This window comes from Nocardiopsis protaetiae (assembly GCF_045446735.1).
Taxonomy (GTDB): domain Bacteria; phylum Actinomycetota; class Actinomycetes; order Streptosporangiales; family Streptosporangiaceae; genus Nocardiopsis; species Nocardiopsis protaetiae.
On record NZ_JBJJBV010000012.1, the window covers coordinates 1 to 17165 of the forward strand.

General features: G+C 72.2%; 15 protein-coding genes. 14 read left to right on the forward strand and 1 reads right to left on the reverse strand.

Annotated elements, in window-relative coordinates; translation table 11 throughout:
• Positions 1-124: 124 nt before the first annotated feature.
• The 4 genes from ACJOT3_RS03170 to ACJOT3_RS03185 all read left to right on the forward strand — a co-directional run bounded on the left by ACJOT3_RS03170 (position 125) and on the right by ACJOT3_RS03185 (position 3498).
• Positions 125-562 (forward strand): XF1762 family protein, encoded by a 438-nt coding sequence (locus ACJOT3_RS03170; protein WP_406968542.1) that lies wholly within the window; start codon positions 125-127, stop codon positions 560-562.
• Positions 563-682: 120 nt separating this feature from the next.
• Entirely contained in the window at positions 683-931 is a 249-nt protein-coding gene (locus ACJOT3_RS03175) for a hypothetical protein (RefSeq protein ID WP_406968544.1), read from the forward strand.
• 74 nt (positions 932-1005) lie between these two features.
• Positions 1006-2556, forward strand: a complete 1551-nt coding sequence (locus tag ACJOT3_RS03180; protein WP_406968546.1) for a recombinase family protein — start codon at positions 1006-1008, stop codon at positions 2554-2556.
• A gap of 174 nt (positions 2557-2730) precedes the next feature.
• Positions 2731-3498: a CPBP family glutamic-type intramembrane protease gene (locus tag ACJOT3_RS03185; RefSeq protein ID WP_406968548.1), complete on the forward strand. Its 768-nt coding sequence runs from the start codon at positions 2731-2733 to the stop codon at positions 3496-3498.
• Here the strand turns inward: ACJOT3_RS03185 and ACJOT3_RS03190 are convergent.
• Positions 3479-5041 (reverse strand): PucR family transcriptional regulator, encoded by a 1563-nt coding sequence (locus ACJOT3_RS03190; protein WP_406968550.1) that lies wholly within the window; start codon positions 5039-5041, stop codon positions 3479-3481. The genes ACJOT3_RS03185 and ACJOT3_RS03190 overlap by 20 nt on opposite strands.
• Before the next feature lie 72 nt (positions 5042-5113).
• On the opposite strand from ACJOT3_RS03190, the gene ACJOT3_RS03195 reads away from it, so the two are divergent.
• From ACJOT3_RS03195 to ACJOT3_RS03240, 10 genes are all read left to right on the forward strand, one after another.
• The gene (locus ACJOT3_RS03195) at positions 5114-6268 is read left to right on the forward strand and encodes an S-methyl thiohydantoin desulfurase family protein (protein ID WP_406968552.1); all 1155 of its coding nucleotides are present in this window, start codon (positions 5114-5116) and stop codon (positions 6266-6268) included.
• On the forward strand, positions 6265-7932 hold the full coding sequence (locus ACJOT3_RS03200) for a hydantoinase/oxoprolinase N-terminal domain-containing protein (RefSeq protein WP_406968554.1): 1668 nt from the start codon (positions 6265-6267) through the stop codon (positions 7930-7932). Before ACJOT3_RS03195 ends, ACJOT3_RS03200 begins: the two co-directional genes overlap by 4 nt.
• Before the next feature lie 71 nt (positions 7933-8003).
• Positions 8004-9590 carry an ABC transporter substrate-binding protein gene (locus ACJOT3_RS03205; protein WP_406968556.1) on the forward strand — a complete coding sequence of 529 codons (1587 nt, stop codon included), beginning with the start codon at positions 8004-8006 and terminating at the stop codon, positions 9588-9590.
• Between the two features lie 5 nt (positions 9591-9595).
• The gene (locus ACJOT3_RS03210; protein WP_406968558.1) at positions 9596-10618 is read left to right on the forward strand and encodes an ABC transporter permease; all 1023 of its coding nucleotides are present in this window, start codon (positions 9596-9598) and stop codon (positions 10616-10618) included.
• Between the two features lie 4 nt (positions 10619-10622).
• Positions 10623-12470 carry a dipeptide/oligopeptide/nickel ABC transporter permease/ATP-binding protein gene (locus tag ACJOT3_RS03215; protein ID WP_406968560.1) on the forward strand — a complete coding sequence of 616 codons (1848 nt, stop codon included), beginning with the start codon at positions 10623-10625 and terminating at the stop codon, positions 12468-12470.
• Positions 12467-13252 (forward strand): ABC transporter ATP-binding protein, encoded by a 786-nt coding sequence (locus ACJOT3_RS03220; protein ID WP_406968562.1) that lies wholly within the window; start codon positions 12467-12469, stop codon positions 13250-13252. The genes ACJOT3_RS03215 and ACJOT3_RS03220 overlap by 4 nt, the downstream gene beginning before the upstream one ends.
• Positions 13249-14568, forward strand: a complete 1320-nt coding sequence (locus ACJOT3_RS03225) for a M20 metallopeptidase family protein (protein WP_406968564.1) — start codon at positions 13249-13251, stop codon at positions 14566-14568. The genes ACJOT3_RS03220 and ACJOT3_RS03225 overlap by 4 nt, the downstream gene beginning before the upstream one ends.
• Positions 14565-15224, forward strand: a complete 660-nt coding sequence (locus tag ACJOT3_RS03230; protein WP_406968566.1) for an FMN-binding negative transcriptional regulator — start codon at positions 14565-14567, stop codon at positions 15222-15224. The genes ACJOT3_RS03225 and ACJOT3_RS03230 overlap by 4 nt, the downstream gene beginning before the upstream one ends.
• Positions 15221-16714 carry an amidohydrolase gene (locus ACJOT3_RS03235; protein ID WP_406968568.1) on the forward strand — a complete coding sequence of 498 codons (1494 nt, stop codon included), beginning with the start codon at positions 15221-15223 and terminating at the stop codon, positions 16712-16714. The genes ACJOT3_RS03230 and ACJOT3_RS03235 overlap by 4 nt, the downstream gene beginning before the upstream one ends.
• A gap of 108 nt (positions 16715-16822) precedes the next feature.
• Positions 16823-17158, forward strand: a complete 336-nt coding sequence (locus tag ACJOT3_RS03240) for a hypothetical protein (protein WP_406968570.1) — start codon at positions 16823-16825, stop codon at positions 17156-17158.
• Positions 17159-17165 lie beyond the last annotated feature (7 nt).

A 17165-nucleotide genomic window follows, 5' to 3' on the forward strand; every position in this document is an offset into this window, starting at 1 on the left:
ACCTCGGAGTGCCGCGCACCGCCCAGCTCCACATCCTCGGCAACGGCGTGGTGCCGCAACAGGCCGGCGTTGCCGTGCGGCATTTGATCGCTGAGATGGCCACTGCCGCTCTGGGAGGTACGTCATGGGACTGACCCTGGTTCCGGTGCCGTTCGCAGAAGCACGCGCCTTCATCGAGGTCTGGCACCGCCACCTGAAGCCGCCGCCCGGCCACAAGTTCAGTCTCGGCACTGTCGGTAGCGATGGCGCCTTGGTGGCGGTTGCCGTGGTCGGCCGGCCGGTCGCGCGCGGGCTCGACGACGGCCTCACCCTCGAAGTGACCCGCATGGCCAGCGACGGCACCCGTAACACCTGCTCCATGCTCTATGCCGCCTCATGGCGCGCAGCGAAAGCGCTCGGATACCGGCGGCTGGTCACCTACACCCGCGCTGACGAGACCGGAGCCTCCCTGCGTGCGGCGGGATGGCGGCCGGTGGCGGCACTACCGCCCCGAGAGGATTGGCACCCGCCACGGCGCCTGCGCACTGAGGGCATCGCGCGAACCCGGTGGGAGGCGCGGTGAATTCCCGCGTGACCTTAGATCCCCGTTCAACCGTTGCGTGCCGCGACATTGCCGAAAGCGATGCCGCGCGGCAATGCCGCAGGCCCCTTCCGCTCACCCTTACCCGAAGGTGACACCCCTATGGCCAAGAAGGAAGATCATGGCTCTGACCAGCTAAAACGTGGTGCTCAAGACGGCGAAGACGCCTACTCTGAAAGTCCCGCGAATGCTCCCAAATCGGTGCATTCGCGCGGCAAGGGTGCCCGCACCGACGGCTTCGAAGTCGACCCCGCACTGTTCGTGGCGCTGACCCCGCAGCAGCGTGCCGCTGCCGTCCAAGCGCTGACCGAGCTGCTGACCCACCAGCTCAGTCACACGAGCGAACAGTGAGCCGCACATCGCCGATGCCCGTCCGCGCCCCCACCCGATGAGGCGCCCCAGGATCGAGGAAGGTGAGCACATTCATGCGGGTCGCGATCTACATCCGCATCTCTACGGACGAGGAACGCCAGCCCTTCTCGCTGGAGGCCCAGGAAACCAAACTCCGCGCCTACATCGACAGCCAAGAGAACTGGCACCTGGTCACCGTCATCCCCGAGCAGGCCTCCGGAGCCACCACCGACCGGCCCAAACTGGCCAAGCTCCTGGCAGCCGCCCGCGCCGGACGCTTCGACCTGGTGCTGGTCTACCGCGTTGACAGGTTCTCCCGCTCGGTGCGCGGTCTGGCCCACCTGCTCGACGAGCTGGACTCCGCAGGAGTGGCCTTCCGCTCGGCCACCGAACCCTTCGACACGACCACCCCGGCCGGGCGCATGATGGTGCAGATGCTCGCCGTGTTCGCCGAGTTCGAACGTGCCACCATCATCGACCGCGTCATCAACGGGATGGAACGCAAGGCCGCGCGTGGTGAGTGGTGCGGCGGGTCCCGCCCCTACGGTTACCTTGTGGACCCCGACACCGGGAAACTCATCGTCAAGGAAGACGAAGCACCCCTACCGCCCCGGATCTTCGACACCTACGTGCACCAGCGCGTAGGGGCCCAGGAGATCGCGACCCGGCTCAACGAACACGGATACAGCACCAAGAACGGCAAACCCTGGAGCCGGGGCGCGATACTGACAGTCCTGCGCAACCGCGCCTACCTGGGCGAGGTGTTCTTCCGCGACACCTACTACCCCGACTCCCACCCCGCACTGGTCGACGCCGACGTCTTCGAGGCTGCACAGGAGATCCTGCGCGCCCGAGGTGAGGACCACACCAAAAGGGCGGGCAACTCCTCCGACTACCTCATGTCCGGACTCATCACCTGCCCGCACTGCGACCGGCACTACCTGGGCAACGCCGCCACAGGCAACAAGTACCGCTACCGGTACTACACCTGCTACTCCCGCTTGCGCTACGGCAAGAAGACGTGCTCGGCAGACCGCCTGCCCGCCGACCAGCTGGAGGAAGCCGTCATGCGCGCGCTGCTGGACGTGTACGAGCGCAGCGACCTGGTGGAGGAGGCAATCCGGGCGGTGGCCCAGCGCCACAGCCAGATGCGCGATCAGCACGTCGCTGAGCGCACGGCGGTGCGTGGTGAGTTGGCGGCCGCCGAAAGCGCCATCGAGCGGTACCTGCGAGCCTTCGAAGCCGGGACGATGCCCGAATCCGTGTGCGGCCCCCGGCTCAGTGAACTCGCTTCCACCGTGACGCGATTGCGCCACCGAGAGAGCGAACTGTCCGAACTATGCGAATCCCCTCAGCAGGGGCCGGCCGAAGAGGAGATCAACGCGATGCGTACGCAGATACGTCAAGCATTTGCCAACGGCAACCCGGCGACGAAGAAGAACCTGGTGCAGAGCCTCGTGGCCGAGGTGCGCATCACCGGCCCCCGGCGAGTGCAGCCTGTGTTCAGGGTCCCTACCAGCGTGAACGCGGATCCTCCCGCTTCTACGGAGAAGGTTCGCGCAATGTCCGGCTTGGCGCACCCGGCAGGATTCGAACCTGCGGCCATCGGATTAGAAGTCCGGTGACTCGTTGTGGCTGGTCCATCGGGCGGGGCTCTGGAGCCGACTCGCGTGGAGGAGGTTGCCTACCCATTCCCGGCTGGGATCGGCTTGCCGGTGGGTCTTCATTGCGGTCGGCGCGGGGCAGGGAGCGGGCTTCGGGGTTGACCGTGTTCTGGGGACATGGTTTTCACTGGCGGCATGCAAACGAACTCTGATGTGGCCGCGTTGCGTGTTCGGCCGCGGGTCTGGGTGGGTCTCGTCGCGTTCGTCGCCTACCTGGCGGTCTTCTACACGATCTGGGTCGTTAACGGGATCGACTACGCCCGGGTCGGGGAGAGTGAGACGACGCTGCTGAAGTGGTACGTGGCGCCCCTCTCCGGGGGACTTGTCGTCATTTTGGTGGTGGTCTCGGCCTTCGGGTGGTGGCGGTCGGCCCTGAGGACGGGGAGGCTCCCGAAGGCCGCCGCCGTGCTGCCGGTGCTCATGGCCGCGGTCGCGATCCTCAACCTGGTCTTCGGTGAGTTCTCCAGGGTGACGGCGACGATGTGGGTCCTGCTGGTCGTCGGGAGCGTCCTGGTCGGATTCAACGAGGAGGTCATCGCGCGCGGTCAGCTTTTTGTGGCGCTGCGCAGCCGGTTCGGTGAGATGGGGATCTGGTTCCTCTCCACGCTCCTGTTCTCGCTGCTGCACCTGCCCAACGCCTTTTTCGGGATCGGCTCGCTGGCGATCCTCCAGGTCGTCATCCAGTTCGGGCTGGGGTCCGTTTATTATCTGGCGTTCCGCTCGACGGGGTCGCTGGTCCCGGCGATGCTGCTCCACGGCCTGTGGGACTTCTCGACCTTCTCGTCGAGCCTTCCGTACGCCGGGCTCGCCGCCCCGCTGCTTGCGATCGCGGGCGTGGTCCTTCTCGTCTCGGAGCGGAGGCGGGACGCGAATGAGTCCCGGGTCAGTGGGTCTCGGTGCTGAGCAGGCGGACGCGGCAGGCGAGTTCCACGGCGAAGCGGGTGTCGGGGTCGTCCAGGTCCAGTTGAAGGGCCTTCTCGATCTTGCGCATCCGGTAGGTGACCGCGTTGGGGTGCAGCATCAGCTCGCGGGCGGCCTTGGCGGGGGAGTTGCGGTTGCTCAGGTAGGCCAGCAGTGTTTTGACCGCCGTCGCGGTCTTCTGGGGGTCGTCGGAGTCCAGCGGTCGCAGCAGGTCCTCCAGCAGTTTGCGGCTGGTGGGGGAGGCGTAGAAGTCCAGCAGGACCCGGCGCAGGCCGGTGACGTCGGTGGCGACGATGTGGCCGACCCGGCCGGAGGCGACGGCCGTCTCGGCGGCGATCCTCGCCTCGGCCGCGGACTGGCGCAGGCCGGTGGCGCCCACCTGCGGGGTGCCCATCCCGACGGTGGACTCCCAGCGGCCGCCGGCCAGGGTCTGGGCGTGGTCGGCGATGCCGGCGGCCACCTCGCGGAGTCTGCGCTGGTGGTCGCCCTTGCCGGGGCTCTCGGAGGAGACGATGAGGGCGTTGTCGCGGATGAACGCGATGTGCCAGAGCTCGTCGCGGTTCTCGAACAGCTCGAAGGCGTACAGCTCCAGCGCCGACTGGAGAGCCCGGGGCGGGTGGTGGTCGGCGTCGCCGGGGTCGGTGAACTCCAGCCAGGCCGCCACGTGCGAGAGCTGGAGCGGGAAGCCGAGCCGGTAGGCCTGCTCGGCGAGGGAGTCCACCCGGGAGGACTCGGCCACTACCAGCTGGGCCAGCAGTTCCGCGGAGGTCTGCCGGGGCGCGAAGCGGTGCTGCACCTCCCGGAGCAGCACCTTGGAGACCACGGAGGCGATGCCGGGCAGGGCGAGTCCGGCGGCGTCGTCCCCCGCGTAGCCCTCGTATTCCGCGGGCTCGAAGACCAGTCTGCCGCGCGGTACCTCGCCGATGAACACGGCGGCCTCCTCGGTCCAGCCGACCTGCGGGTCCGTCTCCAGGACGACCGTCCCGCCGAGCGCCGCGCCGGCCGCGGCGAGCACCGCGCCCACCGTGTCCCGCGCCGTGCGCACGGTGCCTTGCGCCGCACCCGTCGTGTCCTGCGACGTGTCCCGCCCGGTGCCCTCGGCGGCCTCGCGCACCTTCTCCAGCGCGAAGTGCGCCCGCGTCAGCACGTCGGAGGCCCGGCTGTTGACCATGCGGTCCACGGCCACGGCCAGGTCGGAGGCCTTGCGGCCGGGCGCCTGGAGCACCGGGACGCCGCCGCGTTCGGCCAGGTCCCGGGAGGTCAGGGCCAGGGGCGCGGCCACGGGCAGGACCAGCCCGCCCAGGCGCCGGGCGCTGGCCTGCCGGATCGCGATGTCGACGCGGTAGGCCGACGGCGGCTCGGACAGGTCGGCGATCACCAGGGTCCCGGCGGTGAGGGTGTCCAGGGAGCCGATGTCGGCGATCTCCACGCGGGAGATCGTGCACCCCCGGTCCGGCCCCGCCACGAGCTGTACACCCAGCCGTTCCGACTGCTGGAGGACGTGCTCGATGCCGATGTGTGCCATGGGACCAAATTAGATGAGTTCCCTGTGCTCGCACAACATTGTGTTTGGGTTCACACTGCCTAGGCTCGTTGCATGACGAGAGAGATAACCTCCGACGATGTCGCGGCCCTGGCAGCGGGCGCCGCCATCTTCGGAACCGGAGGCGGTGGCGCCGTCACCACCTCGCAGATCGGCGTCGCGGCCGCGCTGGACCTGCACGGTCCCGTGCGGCTCCGCCCGGTCGAGGACCTGACCGACGACGACATGGTCATCGTGATGGCCGGTATCGGGGCCCCCACCGTGGGCGTCGAGATGCTCCCCTCCGCGGAGCAGCCCGAGACCCTGCTCCGCGAGGCGGAGCGGGCCGCGGGCCGTCCGATCACCGCGGTGATGGCCACCGAGATCGGCGGCAGCAACGGCGTGGGACCGGTCGGCTGGGCCGCCCAGCTGGGGCTGGACGTGCTCGACGCCGACGGCATGGGCCGGGCGTTCCCCGAGGCCACGATGGTCGCCATGAACGTGGCGGGGGTGCCGCGCAACCTCACGGTCCTCTCGGACGTGGTCGGCAACGTCACCGTGATGCGGACCGTCGACGCGACCTGGCTGGAGCGCCACGTCCGGGCCTTCTCCGTCGCCGGCGGCTCGCTGTGCCTGGGCGCCTCTCTGCTCGACGCCGGGGACGTGCCCGGCGCCGTCATCGAGGGCACGGTCAGCCGGGCCATCGAGGTCGGCCACGCGATGCTCGGTGCGGAGGACCCGGTGTCCGCGCTCGCCGCGACCCTGGGTGCCGCGGTGCTGATCAGCGGCAAGATCGTGGACGTCGCCCGCCGTACCGAAGGCGGCTTCGTCCGCGGCTCGGTCACCGTCGCCGGGACCGGGACCGAGCGGGACCGGCTGCTCCGCGTGGAGTTGCAGAACGAGAACCTGATCGTGCTGGAGGACGGCGAGGTCCTGGTCAGCGTGCCCGACCTGGTCACCCTGGTCGACAGCGAGACCGGCCACGCCATCTCCACCGAACTCCTGCGCTTCGGCCAGCGGGTCTCGGTCCTGGCCTGGGCCTGCGACCCGCTCTGGCGCACCGAGCGCGGCATCGAGATCGCCGGTCCGCGGGCCTTCGGCTACGACATCCCCTACGTGCCCTTCGACGCCGAACGCTTCTCCCCGGCCTCCCCGGCAACGGCAACGGCCCCGACCCCGGCATCGGCCGCGCAGGACGGCGCACCTACCACCTCGGGAGCCACCGCGTGAGCACCGCACCCACGCCCTCGGGCGACCTCTCCCTCGGCGTCGATGTCGGCGGCACCAACACCGACGCCGTCGTCCTGGACTCCTCCGACACCGTCATCGCCCGCACCAAGCAGCCGACCACCGACGACGTCACCGGCGGCATCCGCGCCGCCATCGCCGCCGTACTGGCGGACCTGGGTGGGCGCCGCACCGACGTCCGCCGCGTCATGATGGGCACCACCCACGCCACCAACGCCATCGTGGGCCGCCGCGGGCTGGGCCGGGTGGCCGTCCTGCGCCTGGGCGCCCCGGCCGCCACCGGCTTCCCACCCCTCACCGGCTGGCCGCAGGACCTCCGGGACAGCGTCCTGGCGGGCGCGGCCGTGCTCCCCGGCGGGCACATGGTCGACGGCATGCCCATCTCCCGGCTCGACCCGCGCGCCGTCGAGGACTTCCTGGACGGCCTCGACGGGCCGGTCGACGCCGTCGCGGTCTGCGGGATCTTCAGCCCCTCCTTCCCCGAGCAGGAGGCGCAGGTCGAGGAGATCGTCCGCGCCCGCCTGGGCCGGGACATCCCCGTCTCGCTCAGCCAGGACATCGGCGCTATCGGCCTGCTCGAACGCGAGAACGCGACCGTCCTCAACGCCTCCCTGCACGGCATCGCCCGGACGGTGACGGACGCGCTGCGCACCGTGGTCCGGGAGGAAGGGCTCACCGACGCCGCCGTGTACTTCGCGCAGAACGACGGCACGCTCATGGCCCTGGACTTCGCGGCCCGCCATCCGGTGCTGACCATCGGCTCGGGCCCGGCCAACTCCATCCGCGGGGCCGCCTTCCTGTCCGGGGCCCAGAACGCCATCGTCGTCGACGTCGGCGGCACCACCAGCGACCTGGGCGTGGTCGTCGGCGGGTTCCCGCGCGAGTCGACCCTGCCGCGCGAGATCGGCGGCGTGCGCACCAACTTCCGCATGCCCGACATCCTCAGCATCGGCGTCGGCGGCGGCACCCGCGTGGACCCCGCCACCGGGCGCCTGGGCCCCGACTCCGTCGGGCACCGGCTGCACACCCTCGCGCTGGCCTTCGGCGGGGACACCGCCACCCTCACCGACGCCGCTGTCCACACCGGTGCCGCCCTCCACACCGGGCGCACCGCCCACACCGAGCACACCGCCCACACCGGCCGCGCCGCGGGCACCGCCCCCGACTGGAGCGTCCGCGTCGACCAGGACACGGGTGCCGCCCTGGAGAAGGCCCTGGACCGGGCGCACGAATGGCTCCAGGAGTCCGTGGAGCGCCTCTCGCACGGCAAGGCCGACCAGCCGCTCGTCGTCGTGGGCGGCGGCGGGTTCCTGGTCCCCGACGACCTCCCCGGCGCCGCGGGCATCCTGCGGCCCGAACACGGGGACGTGGCCAACGCCGTCGGCGCCGCCATGTCCCTGGCGGGCGGCCGGGCCCAGGAGATCGGCACCTACGAAGAACGCGACGAGGCCATCGCCAAGGCCTCGCAGGTCGCCATGGAACGCGCCATCGACGCCGGCGCGGACCCGCTGAGAGTGGAGGTCGTCGACATCCTCGAAACCCCCGTCTCCTACAGCACCCAGCAGACCATCCGGGTCTCGGTCAAAGCCGCAGGACCCCTGGCCAGGTTCGGTTCCCGGGACTCACCGACCACCACATCCCCCTGAGAATCCGCTGACCCGCACCTTCTGCACCGTCGGAACCACACCTTGGAACTCTTGAAGAGAAAGCACAGGCCATGCGTACCAGCGACATCACCCGATCCACCGCCCTGCTGGGCGTGGGGGTCCTCTGTCTCACCGCCTGCGGGGGAACCGCCGGCGGCCAGGACGCGGACCTCGTCTCCGGCGGGATCTTCACCGCCGCGGTGAACGGGGAGGTCAACGACACCGTCCCCATGACCGGCGCCCAGCCCCAGGAGCGCCAGATCATGGTCTACGCCTACGAATCCCTCATCTACACGGGCGAGGACGGCGAACCCCGGCCCTGGCTGGCCGAGTCCTGGGAGGCGAGCGACGACGGGCTCTCGGCCTCCTTCACCCTGAAGCCGGGCGTGACCTGCCACGACGGCACCGAATTCGACGCGGGGGTCGCCGCCGCGAACCTCGCCTACCACGCCGACCCGGAGAACACCTCGGTCCATACGGGCTCGCTGGTCGCCGAAGGGCTCCAGGCCGAGGGCGACGGGCTCACCCTGGAGGTCACCTCCCCCGAGCCCGACCCCTTCCTGCTCAGCAAGGTCGGCACCGTGGAGATGGTCTGCGCCGCGGGGCTGGAGGACCCCGACAGCCTCCAGGGCGTCTCCAACGGCACCGGCCTCTACGAGCTCACCGAGTCCCGCCCCGACGCCTTCATCTACACCACCCGGGACGACTACGACTGGGGGCCCGACGGGCTGACCTCGCAGACCGAGGGCGTCCCCGCGGGGCTGGAGGTCCGGGTCGTCACCGACGAGTCCACCCGCACCAACCTGCTGCTGTCCGGCGACCTCAACGCCGCACGGATCGTCGGCTCCGACCGGGCCCGCGTGGAGACCGCCGGGTACGACTACACCGGCATCGTCAACCCCATCGGCCAGATGCTCTTCAACGAACGCGACGACCGCCCCACCCATGACCCGCTGGTGCGCGAGGCGCTGGTCCTGGGCTTCGACCACGAGGAGGCCGCGGAGGTCGTCACCGGCGGACACCCGGTCGCCCTCGACTCCCTCATCACCGAGTCGCCCTACCTGTGCGTCCCCGAGAACGGCCCGGTCTGGGAGACCCCCGGCTTCGACCCGGCCCGCGCCGGGGAGCTGCTCGACGAGGCGGGCTGGGAACTCGGCCCCGACGGCGTGCGCCAGCGTGACGGCGAGCCGCTGACCATCTCCTTCATCTACGACGCGGGCAGCGAGACGCACGCCCCCGCCGCGGAGCTGGTGCGCGAGTACTGGCTGGAGATCGGCGTGGAGACCGAGTTGCAGGCCATGGACGGGGCGGCGTGGTCGGAGTACCTCTACGAGACCTTCGACTGGGACACCGGGTGGATCCAGATCTCCTCGGGCGGCCCCACCATCCAGCACGCCTTCTACGGCGGCGCCACCCCCGACGAGGGCGGCCTGAACTTCATGGCCACCGACAGCGCCGAGTACGACGAGGCCGCGGCACTGGCGTTCACCGCCGCACCCGATGAGGCCTGCGGGTACTGGGAGGACGCCGAGCGCATCCTGGTGGAGAACTTCCACACCTTCCCCCTGACCGGTACCGTCCTGCCCACCTTCATGAACGGCGCGGTGTTCGAGGAGACCTCCTACATCCAGGCGCCCTCGATCCGGATGACCGAGTAGGTCCCATGACGACCCTTCCCAGATCGCCCCGGCCGACCGGCCCCGCGTCCGCTCCCGCCCCCGCACGGCGGACCGGACGGCTCTCGCCCCGCGCGTCCTTCGCGCTGCGCAGGACCGGCCGCCTGGTCACGTCCCTGCTGATCGTCGTGCTGGCGAGCTTCTTCGTGGTCCACCTGGTGCCCGGGGACCCGGTGCGCGCGGCCCTGGGCCCCACCGCCCCGGTGACGCTCGTCGAGAACACCAGGGCCGACCTCGGACTGGACCGGCCCGTCCGGGAGCAGTTCACCGGCTACGTCTCGGGCCTGGTCCGGGGCGATCTGGGAACCTCCATCCAGACCCGGCAGGACGTCGCGGAAGTGATCGCCTCCCGGTTCCCCACCACCCTCACCCTGGCGGCGCTCGGCTTCGCGGTCGCGCTCGCCGGGGCCCTGCCCCTGGGCATGGCGGCCGCGCTGGTCGCCCGCTCGCCCCGGGGCAGGGCCGCCAACACGGTCGTGTCCGGCGGCCTCGGGGTGCTCATCGCCGTCCCCGACTTCCTGATCTCGGTCGGCCTCATCGCGGTCCTCAGCGTCTGGCTGGGGCTCCTCCCGCCCGCGGGCTGGGGCGACCCGGGCGCGGCCGTGCTGCCGGTGCTCGGCCTGGCCCTGGGGCCGATGGCGTACCTGGCCCGCATCGTCCAGGTGGAGATGATCAAGGTCCTGGACTCCACCTACATGGCCACCGCGCGGGCCAAGCGGCTGCCCCGGCGGATCGTCCTGCTGCGGCACGCGCTCCCCAACATCGTCACCGCGACGCTGACCGTCGGCGGGCTGCTGCTCTCCGGGCTCACCGCCGGAACCGTGGTGATCGAGACGGTGTTCGCGATCCCCGGCATGGGCAACACGCTGATCTCGGCCGTGCAGACCAAGGACTACCCGATGATCCAGGGCGTGGTCCTCGTCTTCGCGCTGATGGTGCTGGCCGTGAACCTCGTCGTGGACCTCATCCTCATCACCGTCGACCCCCGCACGTCGATCTCGGAAGGGTGACCCGGTGAAGAGACTCCTCAGCCCCGCGGGCATCGCCGCCTCACTCGGTATGGCCCTGCTGCTGTTCATCGCCCTCGCCGGCCCGGCGATCTGGGGGGAGGCCGCCGCGGAGCGCTCCGTCGCCGACCGGTGGGCCGCCGCGAGCGGCGAGTACCTCTTCGGCACCGACGACCTCGGGCGCGACATCTTCGCCCGGGTCATGGCCGCCGCCCGGCTGTCGCTGCTGCTCACCGCGGGGGCCACCGCCATCGGGATGGTCGGCGGCGTGCTCGTCGGCCTGACCGCCGCCGTCCTGCCCCGGTACCCGCGCCGGTTCCTCGTGTGGATCATGGACATGCTGCTGGCCTTCCCCTGGCTGCTGCTGGTGCTGTTCTTCACCGTCATCTGGGGGGCCACCGCCACCGGGGCCATGCTCGCCATCGGCTTGGCCGGGATCCCCAACCTGACCCGGCTCGTCTACAACCTGGCCTCCTCGGTCTCGGACCAGGACTACGTGCGGGCGGCGCGGGTGGCCGGGGCCGGACCCCTGGTGATCCTGTTCCGCCACATCCTGCCCAACATCGCCAACCCGCTGCTGGTGCAGGCGGCCGCGGCCGCGAGCGTCACGCTCCTGGCCTTCGCGGGGCTGTCCTTCCTCGGCCTGGGCGTCCAGGCGCCCGCCTACGACTGGGGGCGCCTGCTCAACGAGGGCATCAAGCACCTCTACACCAACCCCATGGCCGCGGTCGGCCCGGGTCTGGTCATCGTCTTCGCCGGGCTGGTCTTCACCCTGGTCGCCGAGGCGCTCACCCCCGGCCAGGGGCTGCGCGGCGTGGCGGCGGCGGGCCGCGCGGCCGTGCTCCCGCGGGCCGTCGGGGGACCGGGCCCGGGACCGGGGCCGACCGCGGCGGAGGGCGGCGACCGCGCAGCGCTGGCGGAGGTCGCCGACCTGACGGTCGCCTTCCCCGACGGCGCGGGCGGGCTCGTGGAACGCGTCCGCGGGGTGGACCTGTCCGTGCGGCCCGGCGAGGTCGTCGGCATCGTGGGGGAGTCCGGCTCCGGCAAGTCGCTGACCGCCATGGCGCTGGCCGGGCTGCTGGAGCCCCCGGCGGTCGTGAGCGCGCGCATCCGCCGCTTCGACGACATCGACCTGGACACCCCGTTGACCCGCGCGGAGAAGAAACGCCTGGGCACCGAACTGGGCTTCGTCTTCCAGGACCCGCTCACCTCGCTCAACCCCGCGCTGACCATCGGGCGCCAGCTGACCGAGGTGTCGCGCACGCATCTGGGCATGGGCCGGGCCGAGGCCCGGGCGCGGGCGGTGGCCGGGCTGGACGCGGTCGGGATCGCCGAGCCGCGGCGGCGCCTGGGCGACTACCCGCACCAGTTCTCCGGGGGCATGCGCCAGCGCGCCATGATCGGCATGGCGCTCACCGGCCGCCCCCGGCTGATCATCGCCGACGAGCCCACGACCGCCCTGGACGTCACCGTGCAGAAGCAGGTGCTCGCCGTGCTGCACCGGGCCCAGCGGGCCACCGACGCCGCCATCGTCCTCATCTCCCACGACATCGCCCTGGTCTCGGGGTTCTGTGACCGGGTGGTGGTGATGAAGGACGGCGAGGTCGTCGAGGAGCTCGACGCCCGGCGCATTCGCGAGGACGCCGAGCACCCCTACACACGGGGGCTCATCGCCTGCCTGCCGGACATGCACTCGGACCGCACCCGGCCGCTGCCGGTGATCGACGACCTGCTGTCCGGCGGGGGAGACCCGGCGGCGGGCGGCCTGTTCGCACCGGACACCGACCCGGACCCGACCGCGGACCCGGACACGGGGACCCGCGCCCCGGCACCACGAGAGGAGAGCCCGCTGTGACGGCCCTGGAGATCGAGAACCTGAGTGTCCGCTACGGCGCGCGCCTCGCGGTCTCGGACGTGTCGCTGCGCGTCGGCCACGGGCGCACCGTCGGGCTGGTGGGCGAATCCGGCTCCGGCAAGTCCTCGGTCGCGGCCGCCGCCGTGGGCCTGGCCCCGGTCTCCGCGGGCGACATCCGGGTCAACGGGGTCGGCACGGTGGGGCGGGGCAGACGGGCCCGCGAGGCCCGCCGCCGCATCCAGCTGATCTTCCAGGACCCCTACTCCGCCCTGGACCCCCGGATGCCCGTCGGCGCGTCGGTCGCCGAGGGCACCCTGGCCACCGGCCGCCGGTGGACCCGCGCCGAGCGGCACCGCCGCGTCCGCGAACTGCTCGAACAGGTGCACGTGGACCCCGACCGCGCCGGGGCCCTGCCCGCCGCGTTCTCCGGCGGCCAGCGCCAGCGCATCACCATCGCGCGCGCCCTGGCCGGCGAGCCCGAGGTGCTGATCGCCGACGAGGTGACCTCCGCGCTCGACGTCTCCGTGCAGAGCACGGTGCTCAACCTGCTGCGCGAGCTCCAGCGGACCCTGGGCCTCTCCATCCTCTTCATCTCGCACGACCTGGCCGTCGTCCGCTACATCAGCGACGAGATCTCCGTGATGCGCCACGGCGGCATCGTCGAGTCGGGCCCCACGGAATCCCTGCTGGGCGCCCCGTCCGACCCCTACACCGAAGAGCTGCTCGGCGCCGTCCCGGTGCTGGGGCGGCGCATGACCTTCGAGGAGACCGCGACGCCATGACCCTCCAACCCGTGTTCGACGGCCACCGCCCCGCAGCCGCGGCGGCGGAGGACCCCGTGCCCCCCGTGACTCCTGTGCCCCCCGTGAACCCCTTCGCCGCCGCGGCCGAGGCGATCCTCCCCGACCTGCGGGCGCTGCGGCGGCGCCTGCACGCGCAGCCGGAGGTCGGCCTGGAGCTGTTCCGGACGCAGGACGCCGTGCTGGAGTCCCTGGCCGGGCTGGACCTGGAGATCACCACGGGCATGTCCCTGAGCTCGGTCACCGCGGTCCTGCGCGGCGGCGCACCGGGGCCGGTGGTGCTGCTGCGCGGCGACATGGACGCGCTCCCCATCACGGAGGCGACCGGCCTGGACTACGCCTCCGCCAACGGGGCGATGCACGCCTGCGGGCACGACCTGCACGTGGCCGGGCTGGTCGGCGCGGCCCGGCTGCTCCACGAGCGGCGGGACGAGCTGCCCGGCACGGTGGTCCTCATGTTCCAGCCGGGGGAGGAGGGCCACGGCGGCGGCCGGATCATGATCGAGGAGGGCGTCCTGGAGGCCGCGGGGGAGCGGCCGGCCGCCGCCTACGCGATCCATGTGGACGCCACGACCCCCTACGGGACCTTCGTGAGCAGGCCCGGGCCGATCATGGCCGGGGTCAGCGCCCTGCGCATCCTCGTCGAGGGCACCGGCGGCCACGCCGCCGCCCCGCACCTGGCCGTGGACCCGGTGCCGGTGGCCGCCGAGCTGATCCTGGCGATCCAGGGCTTCGTCGCGCGCCGCATCCCGGCCAACGACCCCGCGGTGGTCTCCATCGGCAGGCTCGCGAGCGACTCGCAGGCGGGCAACGTGCTGGCCCGCGAGGTGGTCATGGAGGCCAACCTGCGGCACTTCTCCGAGCAGACGCTCGCGCTGCTCCGCGACGACCTGCCCGAACTCCTGCGCGGCCTGGCCCGGGCGCACGGCTGCACGGCCGAGGTCGTGTTCGTCCCGTCCTACCCGGCCACGGTGAACGACGCCGCCGAGGCCTCGGCGGTGCTGGCCCGCCTGGAGGAGCTCCACGGCGGGCACCACGTGGTGAGGATGCCGGAACCGGCGATGACCTCGGAGGACTTCTCCTACGTCCTCCAGCGGGTGCCGGGGGCGCTGGTCTTCCTCGGGGCGATGCCCGGGGACACCGGCCCGGCGCCCGCGCCCATGCACTCGGAGGGCGTGCGGTTCGACGACCGGATCCTCGGGGTGCAGGCCGCCGCCCTCGCCGACCTGGCATGGCAGCGGCTCCGGCGGGGCCCGGCGGCGGGGGACGGGGTCGCGGAGGAGGGGGCGGTCCGATGAGGGAGAACCCCGACTACGCGCTCGACGACACCGAGGCGGTCAAGGACCTGATCCGCGAGAACCCCTGGTGCACCTTCGTCACCGCCGTACCGGGCACCGGGCCGGTGGCCTCGCACTACCCGGTGCTGCTGGACGAGGACGCCGAGGGCATCGTCCTGCTCAGCCACATGGGCCGCCCCGACGAGGTCGGGCACCGGCTCGGCGGGCATCCGATGCTCGCGATCGTGCAGGGCCCGCACGGGTACATCTCGCCGTCCTGGTACGGCTACCGGCCCAACGTCCCCACCTGGAACTTCGCCGTCGCCCACCTGCACGGGGTGCCCGAGGTCCTGGACGACGGGGAGAACCTGCGGGTGCTGGACCGGCTGGTCGCCCGCTTCGAGCGGGTGCTGCCGGACCCGCACCTGCTGCACGCCACCGCCGAGAACAGCGCGTTCGCCCACCGGATCGTCACCGGGACGGTGGGGTTCCGCCTGCCGGTGGAGCGTGTCGAGACCAAGGAGAAGATGAGCCAGGACAAGTCCGCGGAGACCGTCGCCCGGATCATCGACCGCCTCGTCGAGCCGGGCCCCTACCGCAACCCGGAGCTGGCCGCGCGGATGGCGCGGGTCAACGGCCTGGCGGAGCCCCGCCCCTGGGAGAGGACACACGCATGAGCGGACACCTGACCCTGGCCAATGCCTCCCTCCCCGGCCGTGAGGGGATCCACGACATCCTGCTGGACGGCGGAGCCATCAAGGCGGTCGTCCCGGCGGGCTCCGGCGCCCGCCGCGGCGAGGCCGTCGATGTGGACGGCCGCTTCGTGCTGCCCGGGATGTGGGACCACCACGTGCACTTCGCCCAGTGGACCGTCCAGCGGCGGCGCCTGGACCTGTCCGGCACGGCCAGCGCGGCCCGATGTCTGGATCGCGTCCGCGGCGCGGTCGCCGGGCTCCGCGCGTCGAACGCGGCGGCGCCCCCGGCGGTCGTCGGCTACGGGTTCCAGGACGGGGTGTGGCCGGACGCCCCCTCGCTGGCGGCGCTGGACGCGGTGGCGCCCGAGATCCCGGTGGTGCTGGTCAGCAAGGACCTGCACTGCGGGTGGATGAACACCGCCGCCGCGCGGCTGCTCTCCCTGGCCCCCGACCCCTCGACCGGCCTGGTCCGGGAGGGCGAGTGGTTCGGGGCGCTGGACCGGCTCCAGTCCCCGGCCGACCTCTCCGCCGAGGACTACCGGGAGGCCGCCCTGGCCGCCGCGCGGCGCGGCGTGGTCGGGATCGTCGAGTTCGAGAACACCGACAACCTCAGGCTGTGGCCGCAGCGGGTCGAGCGGGGCGTCGACGCCCTGCGGGTGGAGGTGTCCGTGTGGCCCGAACGCCTGGAGGGCGCGATCGCCGCGGGCGTGCGGACCGGGGACGCCCTGGACTCCCGAGGGCTGGTCACCATGGGACCCCTCAAGGTCGTCGTGGACGGCTCCCTCAACACCCGGACCGCGTGGTGCTGGGACCCCTACCCCGGCATGGACCGCACCCACCCGCACGCCTGCGGGATGGAGACCGTGCCGCTGGACACCCTGCGCGAACTCATGGCCCGGGCCAAGGGGGCGGGGATCGCCGCCGCTGTCCACGCCATCGGCGACCGCGCGAACACCGGGGTGCTGGACGCCTTGGAGGAACTCGGGATGACCGGGGCCGTCGAGCACGCCCAACTGGTCCGGGAGGAGGACTTCGCCCGCTTCGGCGCGCTGGGGCTGATCGCCAGTGTGCAGCCCGAGCACGCCATGGACGACCGGGACGTGGCCGACCGGCACTGGCCGGGCCGCACCGAGCGCGCCTTCGCCATCGCGTCCCTGCAACGCGCGGGGGCGGAGCTGCGCCTGGGCTCCGACGCCCCGGTCTCCCCGCTGGACCCCTGGATCGGGATCTCCGCCGCCGTCGCGCGCAGCCGCGACGGGCGCGCGCCCTGGCATCCCGAGCAGCGGATCGGCGTGGACACGGCGCTGGCCGCGAGCACCCGCGGACGGGTCGGCGTCGTGCCGGGCGACCCCGCGGACCTCGTGGTGGTGGAGCGCGACCCCCTGGCCTCCTCCGCGGAGGAGCTGCGGACCATGCCGGTGGCCGCGACCCTGCTGGCGGGGAGGTTCACCTGGTCGGCGCTGTCCCGCTGACGGCCGCCGCCCGGGGCCGTCGCGGACGGGTGTCCGGGAACGCTCCCGGGTGCGGTACCGTCGATGCGCCAAAGCGTTCCGAACCCCCTCAGAAAGGGCTGGCACACCGTGGAACACCTGCTCACCGCACGGGCCGAGAAGGCCGGGGCGGAGCCCCGCACCGGCGCCCAGGACACCACCCCCGTCGTCCTGCTCGTGCAGGCCTCCGGCGACACCGGGCAGCTCCGGACCCTCACCTACGACCTGACCGGCGAGGAGGTCCGCGAGTGGGGCCTGGACGTCGTCCGCATCCTGCGGGAGGCGACGCAGAGCGGCGCCGACTGGGTGTGGGTGGTCGACGGCGATGGGGACCCGGTCGGCATGCGCGCCTCGGACATCGTGTTCTGGGCGATCACCGAGCTGAACGACGAGGGCGACGCCTCCGGGGAGTCCGAGGAGGAGTAGGGGCGGT

Bases quoted from the DNA above. Each gene is read 5' to 3' on its own strand.
- ACJOT3_RS03175 (WP_406968544.1), top strand. From the start codon at position 683: ATGGCCAAGAAGGAAGATCATGGCTCTGACCAGCTAAAACGTGGTGCT.
- ACJOT3_RS03195 (WP_406968552.1), top strand. From the start codon at position 5,114: ATGACGAGAGAGATAACCTCCGACGATGTCGCGGCCCTGGCAGCGGGC.
- ACJOT3_RS03170 (WP_406968542.1), top strand. From the start codon at position 125: ATGGGACTGACCCTGGTTCCGGTGCCGTTCGCAGAAGCACGCGCCTTC.
- ACJOT3_RS03225 (WP_406968564.1), top strand. From the start codon at position 13,249: ATGACCCTCCAACCCGTGTTCGACGGCCACCGCCCCGCAGCCGCGGCG.
- ACJOT3_RS03210 (WP_406968558.1), top strand. From the start codon at position 9,596: ATGACGACCCTTCCCAGATCGCCCCGGCCGACCGGCCCCGCGTCCGCT.
- ACJOT3_RS03185 (WP_406968548.1), top strand. From the start codon at position 2,731: ATGCAAACGAACTCTGATGTGGCCGCGTTGCGTGTTCGGCCGCGGGTC.
- ACJOT3_RS03230 (WP_406968566.1), top strand. From the start codon at position 14,565: ATGAGGGAGAACCCCGACTACGCGCTCGACGACACCGAGGCGGTCAAG.
- ACJOT3_RS03205 (WP_406968556.1), top strand. From the start codon at position 8,004: ATGCGTACCAGCGACATCACCCGATCCACCGCCCTGCTGGGCGTGGGG.
- ACJOT3_RS03235 (WP_406968568.1), top strand. From the start codon at position 15,221: ATGAGCGGACACCTGACCCTGGCCAATGCCTCCCTCCCCGGCCGTGAG.
- ACJOT3_RS03180 (WP_406968546.1), top strand. From the start codon at position 1,006: ATGCGGGTCGCGATCTACATCCGCATCTCTACGGACGAGGAACGCCAG.
- ACJOT3_RS03190 (WP_406968550.1), bottom strand. From the start codon at position 5,041: ATGGCACACATCGGCATCGAGCACGTCCTCCAGCAGTCGGAACGGCTG.